Annotated in this window: 14 protein-coding genes; 5 read left to right on the top strand and 9 right to left on the bottom strand. The window is 70.6% G+C overall.

The window, feature by feature from the left end:
• Window positions 1–132: 132 nt before the first annotated feature.
• From CP978_RS10705 to CP978_RS10720, 4 genes are all read right to left on the bottom strand, one after another.
• Window positions 133–1,854 carry a glycoside hydrolase family 13 protein gene (locus CP978_RS10705; RefSeq protein WP_043439797.1) on the bottom strand — a complete coding sequence of 574 codons (1,722 nt, stop codon included), beginning with the start codon at window positions 1,852–1,854 and terminating at the stop codon, window positions 133–135.
• Between the two features lie 172 nt (window positions 1,855–2,026).
• On the bottom strand, window positions 2,027–2,938 hold the full coding sequence (locus tag CP978_RS10710; RefSeq protein WP_043439799.1) for a sugar ABC transporter permease: 912 nt from the start codon (window positions 2,936–2,938) through the stop codon (window positions 2,027–2,029).
• 19 nt (window positions 2,939–2,957) lie between these two features.
• Window positions 2,958–3,962 carry a carbohydrate ABC transporter permease gene (locus tag CP978_RS10715; RefSeq protein ID WP_043439802.1) on the bottom strand — a complete coding sequence of 335 codons (1,005 nt, stop codon included), beginning with the start codon at window positions 3,960–3,962 and terminating at the stop codon, window positions 2,958–2,960.
• Window positions 3,963–4,071: 109 nt separating this feature from the next.
• Complete coding sequence (locus CP978_RS10720) at window positions 4,072–5,346, bottom strand: extracellular solute-binding protein (protein ID WP_043439805.1); 1,275 nt, start codon at window positions 5,344–5,346, stop codon at window positions 4,072–4,074.
• A 468-nt stretch (window positions 5,347–5,814) separates the two neighbouring features.
• On the opposite strand from CP978_RS10720, the gene CP978_RS10725 reads away from it, so the two are divergent.
• Window positions 5,815–6,849: a LacI family DNA-binding transcriptional regulator gene (locus CP978_RS10725; protein ID WP_043439807.1), complete on the top strand. Its 1,035-nt coding sequence runs from the start codon at window positions 5,815–5,817 to the stop codon at window positions 6,847–6,849.
• A 108-nt stretch (window positions 6,850–6,957) separates the two neighbouring features.
• A complete protein-coding gene (locus CP978_RS10730; protein ID WP_043439810.1) occupies window positions 6,958–7,830 on the top strand; it encodes a phosphatase PAP2 family protein in 873 nt (290 codons plus the stop codon).
• On the opposite strand, the gene CP978_RS10735 is transcribed toward CP978_RS10730, so the two are convergent.
• From CP978_RS10735 to glnA, 4 genes are all read right to left on the bottom strand, one after another.
• Window positions 7,818–10,814 carry a bifunctional [glutamine synthetase] adenylyltransferase/[glutamine synthetase]-adenylyl-L-tyrosine phosphorylase gene (locus CP978_RS10735; RefSeq protein ID WP_043439813.1) on the bottom strand — a complete coding sequence of 999 codons (2,997 nt, stop codon included), beginning with the start codon at window positions 10,812–10,814 and terminating at the stop codon, window positions 7,818–7,820. The genes CP978_RS10730 and CP978_RS10735 overlap by 13 nt on opposite strands.
• A gap of 102 nt (window positions 10,815–10,916) precedes the next feature.
• Window positions 10,917–11,354, bottom strand: coding sequence for a PIN domain-containing protein (locus tag CP978_RS10740; RefSeq protein WP_043439815.1), 438 nt, complete (start codon window positions 11,352–11,354; stop codon window positions 10,917–10,919).
• Window positions 11,351–11,620 carry a hypothetical protein gene (locus CP978_RS10745; RefSeq protein ID WP_043439816.1) on the bottom strand — a complete coding sequence of 90 codons (270 nt, stop codon included), beginning with the start codon at window positions 11,618–11,620 and terminating at the stop codon, window positions 11,351–11,353. The genes CP978_RS10740 and CP978_RS10745 overlap by 4 nt, the downstream gene beginning before the upstream one ends.
• Before the next feature lie 86 nt (window positions 11,621–11,706).
• Window positions 11,707–13,068 carry a type I glutamate--ammonia ligase gene (gene glnA, locus CP978_RS10750; protein ID WP_043448389.1) on the bottom strand — a complete coding sequence of 454 codons (1,362 nt, stop codon included), beginning with the start codon at window positions 13,066–13,068 and terminating at the stop codon, window positions 11,707–11,709.
• A gap of 316 nt (window positions 13,069–13,384) precedes the next feature.
• On the opposite strand from glnA, the gene CP978_RS10755 reads away from it, so the two are divergent.
• Complete coding sequence (locus tag CP978_RS10755; RefSeq protein ID WP_043439818.1) at window positions 13,385–14,569, top strand: globin domain-containing protein; 1,185 nt, start codon at window positions 13,385–13,387, stop codon at window positions 14,567–14,569.
• A gap of 61 nt (window positions 14,570–14,630) precedes the next feature.
• Here the strand turns inward: CP978_RS10755 and CP978_RS10760 are convergent, their stop codons facing one another.
• Complete coding sequence (locus tag CP978_RS10760; RefSeq protein WP_043439820.1) at window positions 14,631–15,074, bottom strand: RrF2 family transcriptional regulator; 444 nt, start codon at window positions 15,072–15,074, stop codon at window positions 14,631–14,633.
• Window positions 15,075–15,228: 154 nt separating this feature from the next.
• Between CP978_RS10760 and CP978_RS10765 the strand changes: the two genes are divergently transcribed.
• Together CP978_RS10765 and CP978_RS10770 are read left to right on the top strand one after the other, a co-directional pair.
• Window positions 15,229–15,960, top strand: coding sequence for a thioredoxin-like domain-containing protein (locus CP978_RS10765; protein WP_043439823.1), 732 nt, complete (start codon window positions 15,229–15,231; stop codon window positions 15,958–15,960).
• Window positions 15,957–16,580 carry a DUF305 domain-containing protein gene (locus CP978_RS10770; protein WP_043439826.1) on the top strand — a complete coding sequence of 208 codons (624 nt, stop codon included), beginning with the start codon at window positions 15,957–15,959 and terminating at the stop codon, window positions 16,578–16,580. Before CP978_RS10765 ends, CP978_RS10770 begins: the two co-directional genes overlap by 4 nt.
• The last annotated feature ends 126 nt before the right edge of the window (window positions 16,581–16,706 follow it).

The raw sequence follows: 16,706 nt of genomic DNA on the forward strand, positions 1-16,706 counted from the left end.
GACCTCAACCGTCCTCGGTGGACCGGCCCGTGTCACGTCGCCCTCGGCCCGGCAGGGGCTCATCGCCCCGGTGACACGCCGCGGCCCGCCGCCCCGTGGTGGAGCGGCGGGCCGGGGTGGTGGGCCGGGGTGTCAGGCGGTCCACCACGTCGTGGTGTCCGCGGGCACGCTGGTCGCGCCGTCGGCGACGGTCACCTCCGTGCTGGCGACCAGAAGGCGGCCGTACGACGGGACGGTGACCGGCTCGCCCGTGGTGTTGGCGACGCAGACGAACTCGCCGCGGCGGAAGGCGAGTACACCCTCGGGCGCATCCAGCCACTCGACCCGGTCGCCGGCCCCGAGCGAGGGCTGCTCGCGCCGCACGGCGAGCGCGGTGCGGTACAGCTCCAGGGTGGAACCGGGCACGCCCAGCTGCGCCTCCACGCTCAGCTCACCCCAGACCTCCGGCTGCGGAAGCCAGCTGCCGCCGCTGCCGAAGCCGTACGACGAGCCGCCGCGGGTCCACGGGATCGGCACCCGGCAGCCGTCACGGAAGCCGTCCTGGCCCTCGCCCCGGAAGTAGGCCGGGTCCTGGCGGACCTCGTCCGGGAGGTCCACGACGTCGGGCAGGCCCAGTTCCTCGCCCTGGTAGAGATAGGCCGAGCCGGGCAGCGCCAGCATCAGCAGGGTGGCCGCGCGGGCCCGGCGCAGGCCCAGTTCACGGTCGCCCGGGGTGCGGATCTGGGTGCCGAGGCCGGGCTCGTTGCCGAAGCGGGTGGCGTGCCGGGTCACATCGTGGTTGGACAGCACCCAGGTGGCCGGGGCGCCGACGGGACGCATGGCGTCCAGGGTGCGGTCGATGACGACGCGCAGCTCGGCCGCGTCCCAGTAGGTGCCCAGATACTGGAAGTTGAAGGCCTGGTGCAGCTCGTCGGGGCGCACATAGTTGGCGGTGCGCTCGACGGTCGGGGTCCAGGCCTCGGCGACGAAGATGCGCTCGCCCCGCCGTCCCTCCGACGAGGATCCGTCGGGGCCCTCACCTCGTCCCGCGTACTCGTCGAGGATGGTGCGCCACTGACGGTAGATGTCGTGGACGCCGTCCTGGTCGAAGAACGGCATGACATCGTTGCCCAGCAGCTTGAGCTGGTCGTGGCCGCCCAGGTCGGGCAGGCCCTCGGCCTTCACCATGCCGTGCGCCACGTCGATGCGGAAGCCGTCGACGCCCATGTCGAGCCAGAAGCGCAGGATGGAGCGGAACTCGTCACCGACGGCCGGGTGGTCCCAGTTGAAGTCGGGCTGCTCCGGGGCGAACAGATGCAGATACCACTCGCCGGGTGTGCCGTCCGGTTCGGTGACCCGGGTCCAGGCGGGGCCGCCGAAGATGGACTCCCAGTCGTTGGGCGGCAGTTCACCGTGCTCGCCCTTGCCGGGGCGGAAGTGGTAGCGCTCCCGCAGCGGCGAGCCCGGGCCGTCGGCGAGCGCCCGCTTGAACCACTCGTGCTGGTCGGAGGAGTGGTTGGGGACGAGGTCGACGATGATGCGCAGCCCGAGCTCACGGGCGTCGCGGATCAGCGCGTCGGCGTCCAGGAGGGTGCCGAACATGGGGTCGACGGCACGGTAGTCGGCGACGTCGTAGCCGGCGTCGGCCTGCGGCGAGGCGTAGAAGGGGCTGAGCCACACGGCGTCCACGCCGAGGTCGCGCAGATACGGGAGTCGGGAACGTACGCCCTCCAGGTCGCCCATGCCGTCGCCGTTGCTGTCGGCGAAGCTGCGCGGATAGACCTGGTAGATCACCGCGTCGCGCCACCAGTCGCGATGCGGGGCGACGGTGGCGAGGGCGGTGTTCGGGGCCGGGTCGGTGGAGTACTGGCTCATGGCGTCCTTGGTGCGTGACGGGGGGTGGGTCCTGGGGACTTGCGGCGGGGCCGACGGGTGACGAGGCGGCCGCGGTGACAGCGGGGTTCGGATTCCCTCCCTGCTCGGCGAGCGGGAGGGCACCGCGGCCGCCACCCGCGCGGACAGGCGCGCGGGAGCTCTCGGCAGGGGGTCAGCCCTTTGTGCCGCCCGCGGTGAGACCGGTCACCAGGTTCTTCTGGACAAGGTAGAAGAAGACGGATACGGGTATCGCGATCAACACCGCCGTGGCAGCCATGTAGTTCCACTGCGCGTCGTGCTCGCTGACGAAACTCTGCAGACCGACGGCGAAGGTGTACTTGGAGTCGTCCAGCATGAAGGTGGAGGCGAACGCGACCTCTCCGAAGGCCGTGATGAAGTTGTAGAAGGCGGCCACCGCCAGGCCCGGTCGGGCCAGCGGGAGGATCAGCCGGACGAAGGTGCCGAAGGGGCTCAGCCCGTCGACCCGGCCCGCCTCGTCGATCTCGAAGGGGATCGTGTCGAAGTAGCCCTTGAGCAGCCAGGCGCTGTAGGGCACGGCCGTGGAGCAGTAGATCAGGATCAGGCCGAGGTAGCTGTCGATCAGGCCGAGCCGGCTGAAGATCTCGTACATCGGCACGATCAGTACGGCGATCGGGAAGGCCTGGGTGAGCAGCAGCAGCCACATCAGCTGCCGGTGGCCGGGGAAGCGCATCCGGGAGACGGCGTAGCCGGTGCTGGCGGCGACCAGGACCCCGATCACCGTGGTGCCCAGGGAGACGATCAGCGTGGACCGGAGCCAGTCGAAGAAGCCGGTGTGCTCCAGCACGAAGGTGTAGTTGCTGAACGTCATCCGGCCGGCGATGTTCCCGGGATGCAGATAGTCGTTCTTGTCCGGGCCGAGCGACAGGAACACCAGCCAGGCGACCGGGGCCAGCGCGATCAGCCCGGCCACGACCAGGCCGCCGTGCAGCAGGACGGAGCCGAGCGGGCCGCGCTCGTCACGACCGCGTCCCCGGCGACGTGGTGTCCCGGCGGCGTCCGCCGGTGCGCTCGGGGCGGGGGTGTCGAGGGTCGTGGTGCTCATGGGGACGGCTCCTGCGGCGTCAGACGGCGAGCTGGTCATTGCGCTTCAGCCAACGGAAGTAGAAGGAGGTGAAGACGGTCAGGATCGACAGCAGCAGCACGCCGTAGGCGGCGGACTGGGCGTAGTCGCGCGGCTGCTGTCCGAAGCCCAGGCGGTAGGCCCAGGTCACCAGGATCTGCGCGTCGGGGGCGCTGGTGGTGCCGAACAGCAGGAAGATGATGGCGAACTGGTTGAAGGTCCAGATGACGCCGAGCAGCACCACGGTGGAGCTGACCGACCGCAGGCCGGGCAGGGTGACATGGCGGAACCGCTGCCAGGCGTTGGCACCGTCCATCTCCGCGGCCTCGTAGAGGGTGGAGTCGATGGACTGCAGTCCGCCGAGCAGCGAGAGCATCATGAACGGCACACCGCACCAGGTGTTGACCATGATCGCGGCGAAGCGCTGCCAGAAGGTGTCCTCCAGCCATTGCGGCTGGGGCAGATGGAGCGAGCCGAGAACCTGGTTGATCAGCCCGGAGTCGGCGAGCATGATCCGCCAGGAGAAGACGGTGACAAAGGTGGGCACGGCCCAGGGCAGGACCAGCAGCAGCCGGTAGAAGGTGCGGCCGCGCAGCCTCTGGTTGAGCATCAGCGCGAGGCCGAGCCCGATGGAGTAGTGCAGGACGACGCAGGCGGCCGTCCAGAAGACGGTCCACAGGAAGTGCGACCAGAAGCGGTCGTAGGACGTCGGCCCGAACAGGATGTCCTGGTAGTTGTCGAGGCCGATGAACTTGTAGGTGGCGTCGATGTGGTTGACGCCGATCGTCCGCGCCGAGTTGAGGCTGTTGGCGTCGGTCAGCGTGACATAGAAGCCCCGCAGCAGCGGATAGCCGACGAGCACGCCGAGCACGACCACCACCGGGGCGATCATGGCGTACGCGTACCAGTACTTCTGGTAGGCGTTCCTCAGACGCCCGACCGGGCCGGGTCGCGGCGCGCGGTCACCGTGGCGCTTGCCGGTCGCGCGGTCGATGACGACTGTCATGGTTCGGCACTTTCTGGAGGATCAGAAGATCGGTGGAGGACCTGGGCACGGACGGTGGCCGTCGGATCCTTCCCCGTCACCGGGGACAGGATGCGACGGCCACCCGGGCTCACTTGCTGAAGTCGGGGACCAGCTTGGCGATCGCCGTCTCCGCGTTGCTCAGGCCCTTGTCCAGGGACTCCTTGCCGGCGGCGACCTTGGGCAGCTCGGTGTCGAGCGGGCCCCACAGGGAGCTGTACTCGGGCAGCGCCGGGCGCGGCTGGGCGGCGGCGAGCACGCCCTGGTAGCCGGCGATGCCGGGGTCGGCCTTGACCTGGGCGCTGTAGGCGTCGTCACGCGTGGGCAGCGTGGAGTTCTTCAGGGCGATGGTCTCCTGGGACTTCGCCGAGGTCATGAAGTTGACGAAGGTCAGCGCCGCTTCCTGGTGGGCCTTGTCGGAGCCCGCGTACACGGAGAGGTTGTGGCCGCCGGTCGGGGCGCCCGCCTTGCCGCTGGAGCCGGCCGGGACGGTGGCGATGCCGAGGTTGGCCTTGTCCGAGAAGGCCGAGCCCCCGTAGAAGTTGGTGATCTCCCACGGGCCCTGGATGATCGCGGCGACCTTGCCGTTGATGAACGCGTCCTGGATGTGGGCGTAGGCGTCGGCGGTGGTGTCGGCCTGGTGCAGGCCCTTGCCGGAGAACAGGCTCAGCCAGGTGCCGTAGCCCTTCTTGGCGGCCGCGGAGTTCACGGTGATCTTCTTGGCGCCGGCGTCGACCGTGTCGGTGCCCTCGCCGTACAGATAGGACTGCGCGTAGTAGGCCTGGGTGGAGCCCCAGTAGCCGTCGACCCCGGTCTTGGCCTTGATCTTGGCGGCGTCGGACTTCAGCTCGTCCCAGGTCTTCGGCGCCTCGGTGATCCCGGCCTTGGCGAAGAGGGCCTTGTTGTAGACCAGCGCCAGGGTGTCGGTGACCAGCGGCACGCCGTAGGTCTTGCCGTCGTACTGGGCCTGCTGGATCAGGCTGGGCTGGAACTTGGCCTGGTCGGCGAGGGCCTCGGTGCCGTCCAGCGGCAGGAAGTAGCCCTTCTTGGCGAAGGCGGGGGTCCAGCCGACCTCGGAGCGCAGCACATCGGGGGCGCCCGTGGCGCCGGCGGCGGTGTCGAACTTGTTCTGCGCCTGGTCGAACGGGACGTTGACGTACTTGACCTTGATCTTCGAGTTGGCCTTCTCGAAGTCCTTGATCAGTGCCTGGTAGACCGGCGCCTCGTTGGTGGCGTTGGAGGTGTCCCACCAGGTGATGGTGACCGGGCCGTCGGACTTGCCGCTACCGCTGTCACTTCCGCCGCAGGCCGTCGCCGCGAGGGCGACGGACGCCACCAGTGCGGTGGCCACTATGCCACGCCGCATGAGTTCTCCTTGAGGGTGAAAGGCCCGTGGGGCCGAGGAGCGGTCCCCGCCCGCCGTTCCTCTGCCGACTTGCCGACTGCGCCGATGGGGTCCCCCCGCTCGCGAACGACGTCGGGAGCCGGGAGGGCCGCCGGGCGACGTGAACGTAACAGCGATGCAAGCGACGCGAAAGGCCTTGCAGAAAAAAAGTGAAAGAACCGACAATGGTTATCTGTCCGTGACGCCACCGTGAGCCCCCGTCGCCTTGCCCTTGAGCCCGCACGACGGCTAGTCGGACACTTGTGCAAGACTTTGCAAGGCCTTGCCACGCATCGCCGCCACGGGACCGATCCCGTTGCGGACCGGACGCCGAGCCGAAAGACACGAGGGAGCGCGATGACGCAGCAACCCGCATCGGGCCGTTCAACCGCCCGGCCCCGGCGTCCCTTTGGTGGGCAAGCGGACATACGGCCGGTACAGTCCCCTCCCGTGACCACACGCCTTGCCGATATCGCAGCCCAGGCGGGCGTCAGCGAGGCGACCGTCAGCCGCGTCCTGAACGGGAAGCCGGGCGTCGCCCCGACCACCCGTCAGTCCGTGCTGGCCGCCCTCGATGTGCTCGGCTACGAGCGTCCGGTGCGGCTGCGGCGGCGCAGCGAGGGCCTGGTGGGGCTGATCACCCCCGAGCTGGAGAACCCGATCTTCCCGGCTCTGGCGCAGGTCATCGGCCAGGCGCTGACCCGCCAGGGCTACACCCCGGTGCTGGCGACCCAGACCCCGGGCGGCTCCACCGAGGACGAGCTGACGGAGATGCTGGTGGACCGCGGGGTCGCGGGCATCATCTATGTCTCCGGGCTGCACGCGGACACCACCGCCGATATGCAGCGCTATGAGCAGCTGCGCGCCCAGGGCGTGCCGTTCGTGCTGGTGGACGGCTTCTCGTCCAAGGTGCAGGCCCCGTTCATCTCCCCCGACGACCGCGCGGCGATGACCCTGGCCGTCACCCATCTGGTGTCGCTGGGGCACACCCGGATCGGGCTGGCCCTCGGGCCGCAGCGGTTCGTTCCGGTGCAGCGGAAGATCGAGGGTTTCGTCCGTGCGATGCAGGAGCAGCTCGGCCTGTCCGCCGAGGACGTCGGGTCCCGGCTGGTCCAGCACTCGCTCTACACCCTGGAGGGCGGTCAGGCGGCGGCGGCCGCGCTGATCGACCGGGGCTGCACGGCGGTGGTGTGCGCGAGCGACATGATGGCGCTCGGTGCGATACGCGAGGCGCGCCGGCGCGGCCTCGAAGTGCCCACGGACGTCTCGGTGGTGGGTTTCGACGACTCACCGCTGATCGCCTTCACGGACCCGCCGCTGACCACGGTCCGCAAGCCGGTCCCGGCGATGGGCCAGGCCGCGGTGCGGACGCTGCTGGAGGAGATCGGCGGGACACCCGCGCCGCACAGCGAGTTCGTGTTCATGCCTGAGCTGGTGGTGCGGGGTTCGACCGCCTCGGCCCCCGGGGACCGCCCTCGTCCCTGAGCAGGAGTCGCCCGCACCTCCAGGGGTCCGCCGGGCGGAGAACATACGACCGCAACCCTTCCGGAGGATGACCGGCGGGGGAACGATCGTCTGGCAGACTCTGTACCTATGGGTGACGAGACCGTGACAGAGGTGAACGGCCGGGGGCAGGCCGTCGACACCGTCACGGAGGAGACCGGGCACCGCGCGGGGCAGGGCCTGCTGCGCCGGATCCGGGCACCCCGGCGCCCGCGCTTCTGGCTGGAGATCCTGCTGATCGCGGTGAGTTACTGGACCTACTCGCTGATCCGCAACGCCGTGCCGGAGCAGAAGTCCCAGGCCATGGCCAACGCGGACTGGCTGTGGCGCCTGGAGCACCAGCTGGGGATCGCCGCGGAGAACTCGGTCAACCACGCCGCGAACTCGCTGACATGGCTGATCGTGGGGATGAACTACTACTACGCCACCCTGCACTTCGTGGTGACGCTGGGCGTGCTGGTCTGGCTGTACCGGCGCCATCCCGGCCGCTACTCGGCGACCCGGCTCGCCCTGTTCGCCACCACGGCGGTGGCGCTGCTGGGCTACTACTTCTTCCCGCTCGCCCCGCCGCGTCTGATGGACGGCGGGCACTTCGTGGACACCGTGGTGGTGCACCACACCTGGGGCTCGATGGCGTCCGGCGATCTCAAGGACATGTCGAACCAGTACGCGGCGATGCCCTCGATGCACATCGGCTGGTCCCTGTGGTGCGGCCTGACGGTCTTCGCGCTGTCGACGGTGCCGTGGGTGCGGGTGCTGGGCCTGGTGTACCCGGCGACGACGCTGACGGTGATCGTCGCCACCGCCAACCACTTCTGGCTGGACGCGGTGGGCGGGGCGATGTGCCTCGCCGTCGGCTTCGCGGTGGCCTCCCTGTGGTACGGCACCGTGCCCTTCCGCAACCGCGGGACCGGGCCCGGACGGACCCGGATCGCCGTCGCGACCGGCGGCTACGCGCCGTAGAAGAGCTCCTCCACCACGGTCCTGGCCCGGCGGGTGACGCGCCGGTAGTCGTCGAGCATGTCGCCCACATGACCGAGCCCGTACCCCAGATAGCGTCCCACCGCGGCCAGTTCGCGGCTGGTGGAGGGGAAGGTGTCCCCCGCCCGCCCCCGCACCAGCATCACCGCGTTGCGCACCCGGGAGGCGAGCACCCAGGCCTCGTCCAGGACGGCCGCCTCCTCGTCCGGGACGAGCCCCGCGGCGCGGGCGGCGGCGAGCGCCGCGCGGGTGCGGGTGGTGCGCAGACCCGGCAGCTCCGAGCCGTGCCGCAGTTGCAGCAGCTGGACCGTCCACTCCACGTCCGACAGGCCACCGCGGCCCAGCTTGGTGTGGAGGGTGCGGTCGGCACCCCTGGGGAGTCGCTCCGACTCCATACGGGCCTTCAACCGCCGGATCTCGCGCACGGCGTCGTCGTCCAGTCCGTGCGCCGGGTAGCGCAGCGGGTCGACCAGCTCGATGAAGCGGCGGCCCAGGTCCTCGTCCCCGGCGACCGGCTCGGCCCGCAGCAGCGCCTGCGACTCCCAGACCAGCGACCAGCGCCGGTAGTAGGCGGCGTACGAGGTGAGGGAGCGCACCAGCGGTCCCGACTTGCCCTCGGGCCGCAGATCGGCGTCGATCAGCAGCGGCGGGTCGGTGCTGGGGATCTGGAGCAGCCGCCGCATCTCGGCGACCACCCGGTTCGCGGCGTCGGCCGCCTCCCGGTCGCCCACGCCCTCGCGGGGCTCGTGCACGAACAGGACGTCCGCGTCGGAGCCGTAGCCCAGTTCGTGTCCGCCGAACCGGCCCATGCCGATGATCGCGAACCGGGTGGGCAGGGTGTCGCCCCAGCCGGCCCGGACCACGGCGCGCAGCGTGCCGCCGAGGGTCGCCGCCGTGAGGTCCGAGACCGCGCCGCCGACCAGGTCGATCAGTGCACCCTGGTCGGCGGGGGCCGGCACCTCCTCGGTGCCGTAGGAGCCGACGATGTCGGCGGCGGACGTACGGAACAGCTCGCGGCGCCGCACCCCGCGTGCGAAGGTGACCGCCTGCTCGGCGGTGTCGGCGCGGGCGACCGAGGCGAGCATCTCCTGGTCCAGCTGGGCGCGGGGGCGGGGTTCGAGCCCACCGCCGTCCCCGTCGCCGAGCAGGGCCACCGCCTCGGGGGCCCGCATCAGCAGATCGGGGGCGAGCCGTCCGGCGGACAGCACCCGGGCGAGGTTCTCGGCGGCGGCGCCCTCGTCCCTCAGCAGCCGCAGATACCAGGGGGTCTTGCCGAGCGCGTCGGACACCTTGCGGAAGGTGAGCAGACCGGCGTCCGGGTCGGCGGAGTCGGCGAACCAGCCCAGCAGCACGGGCAGCAGGGTGCGCTGGATGGCCGCCTTGCGGGTGACGCCGGACGCCAGCGCCTCCAGATGCCGCAGGGCGGCCGCCGGGTCCGCGTAGCCCAGCGCGACCAGGCGTTCCCGGGCCGCGTCAGGGCTCAACCGGGCCTCGCCGGGCGCCAGTTGGGCGACGGCGTCCAGCAGCGGGCGGTAGAAGAGCTTTTCGTGCAGCCGGCGGACGACGCTGCTGTGCCGCTTCCATTCGCGGCGCAGCTCCCCGACCGGGTCGGTGCGCAGGCCGAGGGAGCGGCCGAGGCGCCGCAGATCCGTCTCCTGCTCGGGCACGAGGTGGGTGCGGCGCAGCCGGTACAGCTGGATGCGGTGCTCCATGGAGCGCAGGAAACGGTAGGCGGCGTCCAGTTGCACGGCGTCGGCGCGCCCGATGTAGCCGCCGGCCGCGAGGGCCTTCAGTGCGTCCAGGGTGGTGCCGCTGCGCAGGGTGGTGTCGGCCCGGCCGTGCACCAACTGAAGGAGCTGTACGGCGAATTCGACGTCCCTGAGGCCACCGGGACCGAGTTTCAGCTCGCGCTCGACCTCCCCCAGGGGGATGGTGGCGACGACCTTTCGGCGCATCTGCTGGACGTCGGCGACGAAGTTCTCCCGCTCGGCGGCCCCCCAGACGAGGGGGGAGAGGGTGGCGACGTACTCCTCGCCGAGTCCGATGTCCCCGGCCACCGGGCGCGCCTTGAGCAGGGCCTGGAACTCCCAGGTCTTGGCCCAGCGCTGGTAGTAGGCGAGATGGCTGCCGAGTGTGCGCACCAGTGGGCCGTTGCGACCCTCGGGGCGCAGATTGGCGTCGACGGGCCAGATGCTGCCCTCGACGGTGGTCTCGGAGCAGATCCGCATCATGTGCGAGGCGAGCCGGGTCGCGGCCTGGAGGGCCTTGGGCTCCTCCACTCCGTTCGCTGCCTCGCCGACGAAGACGACGTCCACGTCGGAGACGTAGTTCAGTTCATGGCCGCCGCACTTGCCCATCGCGATCACCGCGAGCCGGCAGGCGGCGGCGTCCTCGGGGTTCTCGGTGCGGGCGACGGCCAGGGCGGCGCGCAGGGTGGCGGTGGCGAGATCGGCCAGTTCGGCGGCGGTCTGGGCGAGGTCGATGGTGCCGCACACGTCCCGTGCGGCGATGGACAGCAGACAGCGGCGGTAGGCGATGCGCAGGGAGACCGGGTCGTCGGCCTCGGCGAGCCGCTGTTCGAAGTCCGCCACCTCGGGGTGGAGGTCCTGCGGCTCGAAAGTGAGCAGCACATGCCAGTCGCCGGGGTGGCGGGCGAGGTGGTCGCCGAGCGCGGCGGAGGCACCGAGGACCCCGAGCAGCCGGTCCCGCAGCGGCTTGGCCGCGATCAGGGTGTCGAGCAGCTCACGCCGGGCGGTGGGGGCGGACTGCGCCTCCAGCAGCTGGACCAGACCGTGCAGCGCCAGATCGGGGTCGGCGGTGGCGCCCAGGGCGTCGAGCAGGATGGGGTCGGCCTTTATCGGCGCCAGCTCGTCGCTCTCCAGCAGCAGCTCGGCGTCGGAGGGGTGGGTGAAACCGTGCCGCAGCAGCCGAGTGAAGGTACTGCTCCTGCGCCCCGGCACCGACATCCCGGCCTCCCGCCGACTCACACCACATCCTGGCCAGAGCCTAACCGTCCCAAGGCCCCCGGGGCCCGGCCGAGCGCCCCGGGGGCCGGGCCACTCGGCCGGTCAGAGATCGTCGGGGAGGATCCGGAAGCAGGGGTATCTGCCGCCCACCGGGCGCATGGCGCGAAAGTCCCTGCGGTCCCTGGTGAGGACCGCGTCCGTGTCGTACTCGGCGGCGAGGGCGACGTTCACCGCCTCGACGAGATCCAGGTCCAGCGTCCCGTACCGGTCGCGCACGGTCAGCGCGACGTCGAGGAGGTCCGGCGTCGGTGGCGCCAGGACCAGTCGCATCTGCCGGACGCGCGCGACGAGCGAGCGGAGGATCCCGTCGGCCGCCGCCCGTCCGGCGCGGACGGTCGCCACCTGGTGCACCTCGGTGAGAGCGAGCGGGGTGGCGACGAGGAAACCACACTGGTCCGCCGCCTTCCTGGCGGCGTGGTGGTCGGGATCCGAGCGGTTGAAGAGGGTGAGGATGCCGGACGTGTCGGCGACCGCGATCACGCCGCGTGCCCCCGGTTCCGGCGCTCACGCTGTTCGTGCGCCTCGGTCGCCGCCCTCCGGATCTCGTCCTTCTCCACCGGACCGCCGAGGTCGAAGGTCTCCTCGTCGGACACGAACGGCTCGTCCCAGACACGGTGCGCCAGCGCGATGCGGTGGATGCCCTCGCGGATTATCTCCGCCTCCGACACGCCCAGTCTGGCGGCGGCCTCCTTGATCAGAGTCAGGTCGCTGTCCTCGGCGTAGACATTGGTGCGCTTCAAACCCATACCCGGCACGGTACAGGATGTGTACCACTTCGGCCTCCGCCACGACGGACGACCACCGACGGCAGTCGGGGCGGCCCCGATGGGACCTACAACACCGGCAGGTTCTTCTTCAGTTCGAAGGCCGTGACCTCCGAGCGGTACTCGTGCCACTCGGCGCGCTTGTTGCGCAGGAAGAAGTCGAAGACGTGTTCGCCGAGGGTCTCGGCGACCAGGTCGCTGCGGTCCATCAGGGTGAGCGCCTCGCCGAGGTTCTGCGGCAGGGGTTCGATGCCCATCGCGCGGCGCTCGGCGTCCGTCAGGGCCCAGACGTCGTCCTCGGCGCCCGGCGGCAGCTCATAGCCCTCCTCGATGCCCTTCAGACCGGCCGCGAGCAGGACCGCGTAGGCCAGATAGGGGTTGGCGCCCGCGTCGAGCGAGCGGACCTCGACGCGGGCGGAGCCCGTCTTGCCCGGCTTGTACATCGGGACGCGGACCAGGGCCGAGCGGTTGTTGTGGCCCCAGCAGATGTACGACGGGGCCTCGCCGCCCGCGCCCGCGGTGCGCTCGGAGCCGCCCCAGATGCGCTTGTAGGAGTTCACCCACTGGTTGGTGACCGCCGAGATCTCCGCCGCGTGCCGCAGCAGGCCCGCGATGAAGGAGCGGCCGACCTTGGAGAGCTGGTACTCCGCGCCGGACTCGTAGAACGCGTTGCGGTCGCCCTCGAAGAGGGACAGATGGGTGTGCATGCCGGAGCCCGGGTGCTCCGAGAACGGCTTCGGCATGAAGGTCGCCTGCACCCCCTGCTCCAGCGCCACCACCTTCATGATCAGGCGGAAGGTCATGATGTTGTCGGCGGTGGACAGCGCGTCCGCGTAGCGCAGGTCGATCTCTTGCTGGCCGGGGGCGCCCTCGTGGTGGGAGAACTCCACCGAGATGCCCATCGACTCCAGCATCGTGATCGCCTGACGGCGGAAGTCCATGCCGACGTTCTGCGGGGTGTGGTCGAAGTAGCCGGAGTTGTCGGCCGGGGTCGGGCGGCTGCCGTCCAGCGGCCGGTCCTTCAGCAGGAAGAACTCGATCTCCGGGTGGGTGTAGAAGGTGAAGCCCAGGTCGGAGGCGCGGGCCAGGGCGCGCTTGAGCACATAGCGCGGGTCCGCGAAGGAGGGGGAGCCGTCCGGCATCAGGATGTCGCAGAACATCCGGGCGGTGCCGGGCGCCTCCGCGCGCCACGGCAGGACCTGGAAGGTCGAGGGGTCCGGCTTGGCGATCATGTCGGACTCATAGACACGGGCGAAGCCCTCGATGGCGGAGCCGTCGAAGCCGATGCCCTCGTCGAAGGCCTGCTCCAGTTCGGCGGGCGCCACGGCCACGGACTTGAGGAAACCCAGCACGTCCGTGAACCACAGGCGTACGAACCGGATGTCGCGCTCCTCCAAGGTCCGGAGCACGAACTCCTGCTGCTTGTCCATCTTCCGCTTCCCCATCCTTGCTGGTCAGGTCGCCTGTCTCCGGTTCCTCGGGAGGCGATAGGGCATCTGAACATGGCACCACGGCACTGTTTCGCGCACGTTGCGGACCTCGGCCGACCGGCCGGCCCGGGTCCGGCGCCCGGCTCACCGCAGGTGTCCTGCTCTGTCGCCCATCTTGCCTGCTCGCCGGCGCCGGTGTAACGGCCGACCCCGCCTCACCCTCCCGGCGGCTTTAATTTGCATTTCAGATGCAAGTTTTATTAGCGTGACGACGACCGATGGGTTCACCCACCCTCACCCGTCAGAGGAGTCCCGCATGCTGTCCGAACAGACCGCCGCCACCGTGCGCGCCACTCTTCCCGCTGTCGGAGCCTCGCTCGGTGAGATCACGGAGCGCTTCTACAACGGGATGTTCACCGCCCACCCCGAACTGCTGCGGGACCTCTTCAACCGCGGCAATCAGGCGGCCGGCACCCAGCGGCAGGCTCTGGCGGGCTCCATCGCCGCCTTCGCCACCCACCTCGTGGAGCACCCGGACGAGCGGCCCGACACGATGCTCAGCCGTATCGCCCACAAACACGCCTCACTGAGCGTGACTCCCGAGCAGTATCCGATCGTCCACAAGTACCTGTTCGCGGCCATCGTCGAGGTGCTCGGCGACGCGGTCACCCCCGAGGTCGCCGCCGCCTGGGACGAGGTCTACTGGCTGATGGCGAACACGCTGATCGCGCTGGAGAAGCGGCTGTACACGGAGAGCGGGCAGACCGGCTGGCGGACGTGGCGGGTCGTCGAGCGCTTCGAGGAGACCCCGGAGGTCGTCACCTTCCGGATCCGCCCGGCCGACGACGCCCCGGTCCCGGACTTCCGGCCCGGACAGTACGTCTCGGTCCGCGTCGAACTCCCGGACGGCGCCAGGCAGCTGCGCCAGTACAGCTTCTCCTCCGCACCCGGCTCGCCCATCCGGCAGATCAGCGTCAAGCGGGTGCGGGGCGAGGGCGCCGCCCCCGACGGGGAGGTCTCCAACCATCTGCACGCACAGCTGCGCGAGGGCGACACCCTGGAGCTCTCCGCCCCCTACGGGGACCTCGTCCTGGAGGCCACCGACGCCCCGCTGCTGCTCGCCTCCGCCGGCATCGGGGTGACCCCGGTGATCGCCATGCTGGAGCAGCTCGCCCGCACCGGCCACCCCGCCCCGGTCACGGTCGTGCACGCGGACCGCTCCCCCGCCGCCCACGCCCTGCGCGCCGACCACGAGGCCTTCGCGCACAAGCTGCCGGACGCCACCGTGCACTTCTGGTACGAGGAGCAGGCCCCCGATTCGGCGCACAGCGGGCTGTGCGACCTCTCCTCGGTGACGGTCGCCCCGGGCACGCGCGCCTATCTGTGCGGGCCGCTGCCCTTCATGCGGGAGGTGCGCGCCCAGCTCATCGACAAGGGCGTGGCGCCCGCCGACATCCACTACGAGGTGTTCGGCCCGGACCTCTGGCTGGCCCAGGCCTGAGAGGCTCCCGGCCGGGCGCGAGACCGGCCGGGCCTCCGGCGGGGCCACGGCCCCGCACGGGTCAGGAAGGCGCCGGCGCCCGGGAGATGTCCAGCAGCAGCGGCCCCGTCGGCGCCGCGACCATGTCCGCTATCGTCACCGGGTCCAGTGAGGCGTAGAACGCCTCCTGGGCCCTGCGCAGTGCGCCCCGCAGCCGGCACCCGGCGCGCAGGGGGCAGGGCGTCTCGCCCTCGCACTCGACGACCTCGCCGTCCCCCTCGAAGGCACGCACCACCACCCCGACCGACGCCGTACGCCCGGCCTCGGTGAGCGCCAGCCCGCCGCCCCGGCCGCGCCGCGCCAGGAGCAGCCCCATGTGCTGGAGTTCGGCGACGACCTTGGCAGCATGGGTGTAGGGCACATCCATGGACTCCGCGACCTGACGGGTCGTGGGGCTGGCCTCGCTGATGACGGCGAGGCGCATCAGGACGCGCAGCGCCAGGTCGGTGGAACGCAACAGCCGCATGCGAGCAGCCTAAATAATATGCATCTTGGCTTCAAGTTATAGGCCGAACGGCCCTATGTTCGGCCGTTCGGGTCCCCTCTCCCCCGTCCCGGCGCTCCCTCCCACTACGATTCAGCGGTCCCGAAGCCTCGCCCCCTCCCGCGAAGGAATCGCCATGGGTTCCGCCGAGAAGTCCCCCGCCACCGAGCGCAGTGCGCGCAGCGAGGAGCTGCGCCGCGCCGAGCGGGTCCGTGAGCGCCGCGGGCGCATCCTGGCGATCGGCGCGGCCGTGGTGGTCGTCGCCGGTCTGGTGGTCGGCGGTGTGGTCCTCATCGACGCACAGTCCAACGGCGGGGCCGCCGCGGCGAGCGACCCCAAGGACTCGAAGGACTCGAAGGACCCGGAGGACTCGAAGGGCGGGGACGCGAAGGACCGGGGTCCGAAGGGCCCGGGCCACTTCGTCACCGGCGCGGACGGCGTACGGACCTGGACGGGCACGCTCACCCGCAACCACACCACCGAGACCGTGAAGTACCCCATGGAGCCCCCGGTCGGCGGTGACCACCACCCGGCGTGGCAGAACTGCGACGGCGAGGTCTACGCCCAGCCGATCGACAGCATGAACGCCGTGCACGCGCTGGAGCACGGCGCGGTCTGGGTGACCTACAACGGCCAGGCGTCCAAGGCGGATGTCGACGCGCTCGGCGCCAAGGTCAGAAGGACGCCGTACACGCTGATGAGCCCGGTCGGGGACCAGAAGGACCCGGTCATGCTCACCGCCTGGGGCCATCAGCGCACGGTGCGGGGCGCGAGCGATCCCGCTGTCGACGCCTTCCTCGCGAAGTTCGTCCAGGGCTCCCAGACACCCGAGCCCGGCGCCCCGTGCACCGGGGGTCTGGGGCAGTGAGGCACATCGGCTGGATCGCGGGGGCCGCGGCGGCGGCGCTGGTCACGGCCGGGGCGATCACCTATGCGATGGCCGAGGACACCGGGACCACGCTCCAGGTGCCCACGGCCGACTCCGCGGACGCCGGATTCGCCAGGGACATGACGGTCCACCATCAGCAGGCCGTGGAGATGTCGTTCGTGGTGCGCGACCGCACCGGTGACGAGGAGGTGCGGCGGCTCGCGTACGACATCGCGCAGACCCAGGCCAACCAGCGCGGCATGCTGCTGGGCTGGCTCGATCTGTGGGGACTGCCGAAGGTGTCCGCCGATCCGCCGATGACCTGGATGGGCATGGGCGGCATGGCCTCCGGCGAGGACGGCGCGCTGATGCCGGGCATGGCGACCGACACCGAGATGAAGAAGCTGAACTCGCTCAGCGGCAAACAGGCCGAGATCTTCTATCTGCAGCTGATGACCGACCACCACAAGGGCGGTGTCCATATGGCCGAGGGCTGTGTGGCGAAGTGCTCGGTGGACGTGGAGCGCAGGCTCGCCCGGGGCATGGTCGACGCCCAGCGGTCGGAGATCGAACTGATGACGACGATGCTCAAGGAGCGGGGCGCCGCGCCCCGCCACTGAGCCCCTCGCGCACACCCCGGTCCGCCTCGGTGATCGCCATACGCCCGTAACGGACGAGGCCGGTCCGAAATCGGCCCAAACCCGCCTCGATCGCGGTCACTTGAAGTCTTCTTGGCCTTTTCATTC

The organism is Streptomyces nodosus (assembly GCF_008704995.1).
Classification (GTDB): domain Bacteria; phylum Actinomycetota; class Actinomycetes; order Streptomycetales; family Streptomycetaceae; genus Streptomyces; species Streptomyces nodosus.

Bases quoted from the DNA above. Each gene is read 5' to 3' on its own strand.
- CP978_RS10705 (WP_043439797.1), bottom strand. From the start codon at position 1,854: ATGAGCCAGTACTCCACCGACCCGGCCCCGAACACCGCCCTCGCCACC.
- CP978_RS10710 (WP_043439799.1), bottom strand. From the start codon at position 2,938: ATGAGCACCACGACCCTCGACACCCCCGCCCCGAGCGCACCGGCGGAC.
- CP978_RS10715 (WP_043439802.1), bottom strand. From the start codon at position 3,962: ATGACAGTCGTCATCGACCGCGCGACCGGCAAGCGCCACGGTGACCGC.
- CP978_RS10720 (WP_043439805.1), bottom strand. From the start codon at position 5,346: ATGCGGCGTGGCATAGTGGCCACCGCACTGGTGGCGTCCGTCGCCCTC.
- CP978_RS10730 (WP_043439810.1), top strand. From the start codon at position 6,958: ATGGGTGACGAGACCGTGACAGAGGTGAACGGCCGGGGGCAGGCCGTC.
- CP978_RS10735 (WP_043439813.1), bottom strand. From the start codon at position 10,814: ATGTCGGTGCCGGGGCGCAGGAGCAGTACCTTCACTCGGCTGCTGCGG.
- CP978_RS10745 (WP_043439816.1), bottom strand. From the start codon at position 11,620: ATGGGTTTGAAGCGCACCAATGTCTACGCCGAGGACAGCGACCTGACT.
- glnA (WP_043448389.1), bottom strand. From the start codon at position 13,068: ATGGACAAGCAGCAGGAGTTCGTGCTCCGGACCTTGGAGGAGCGCGAC.
- CP978_RS10755 (WP_043439818.1), top strand. From the start codon at position 13,385: ATGCTGTCCGAACAGACCGCCGCCACCGTGCGCGCCACTCTTCCCGCT.
- CP978_RS10760 (WP_043439820.1), bottom strand. From the start codon at position 15,074: ATGCGGCTGTTGCGTTCCACCGACCTGGCGCTGCGCGTCCTGATGCGC.
- CP978_RS10765 (WP_043439823.1), top strand. From the start codon at position 15,229: ATGGGTTCCGCCGAGAAGTCCCCCGCCACCGAGCGCAGTGCGCGCAGC.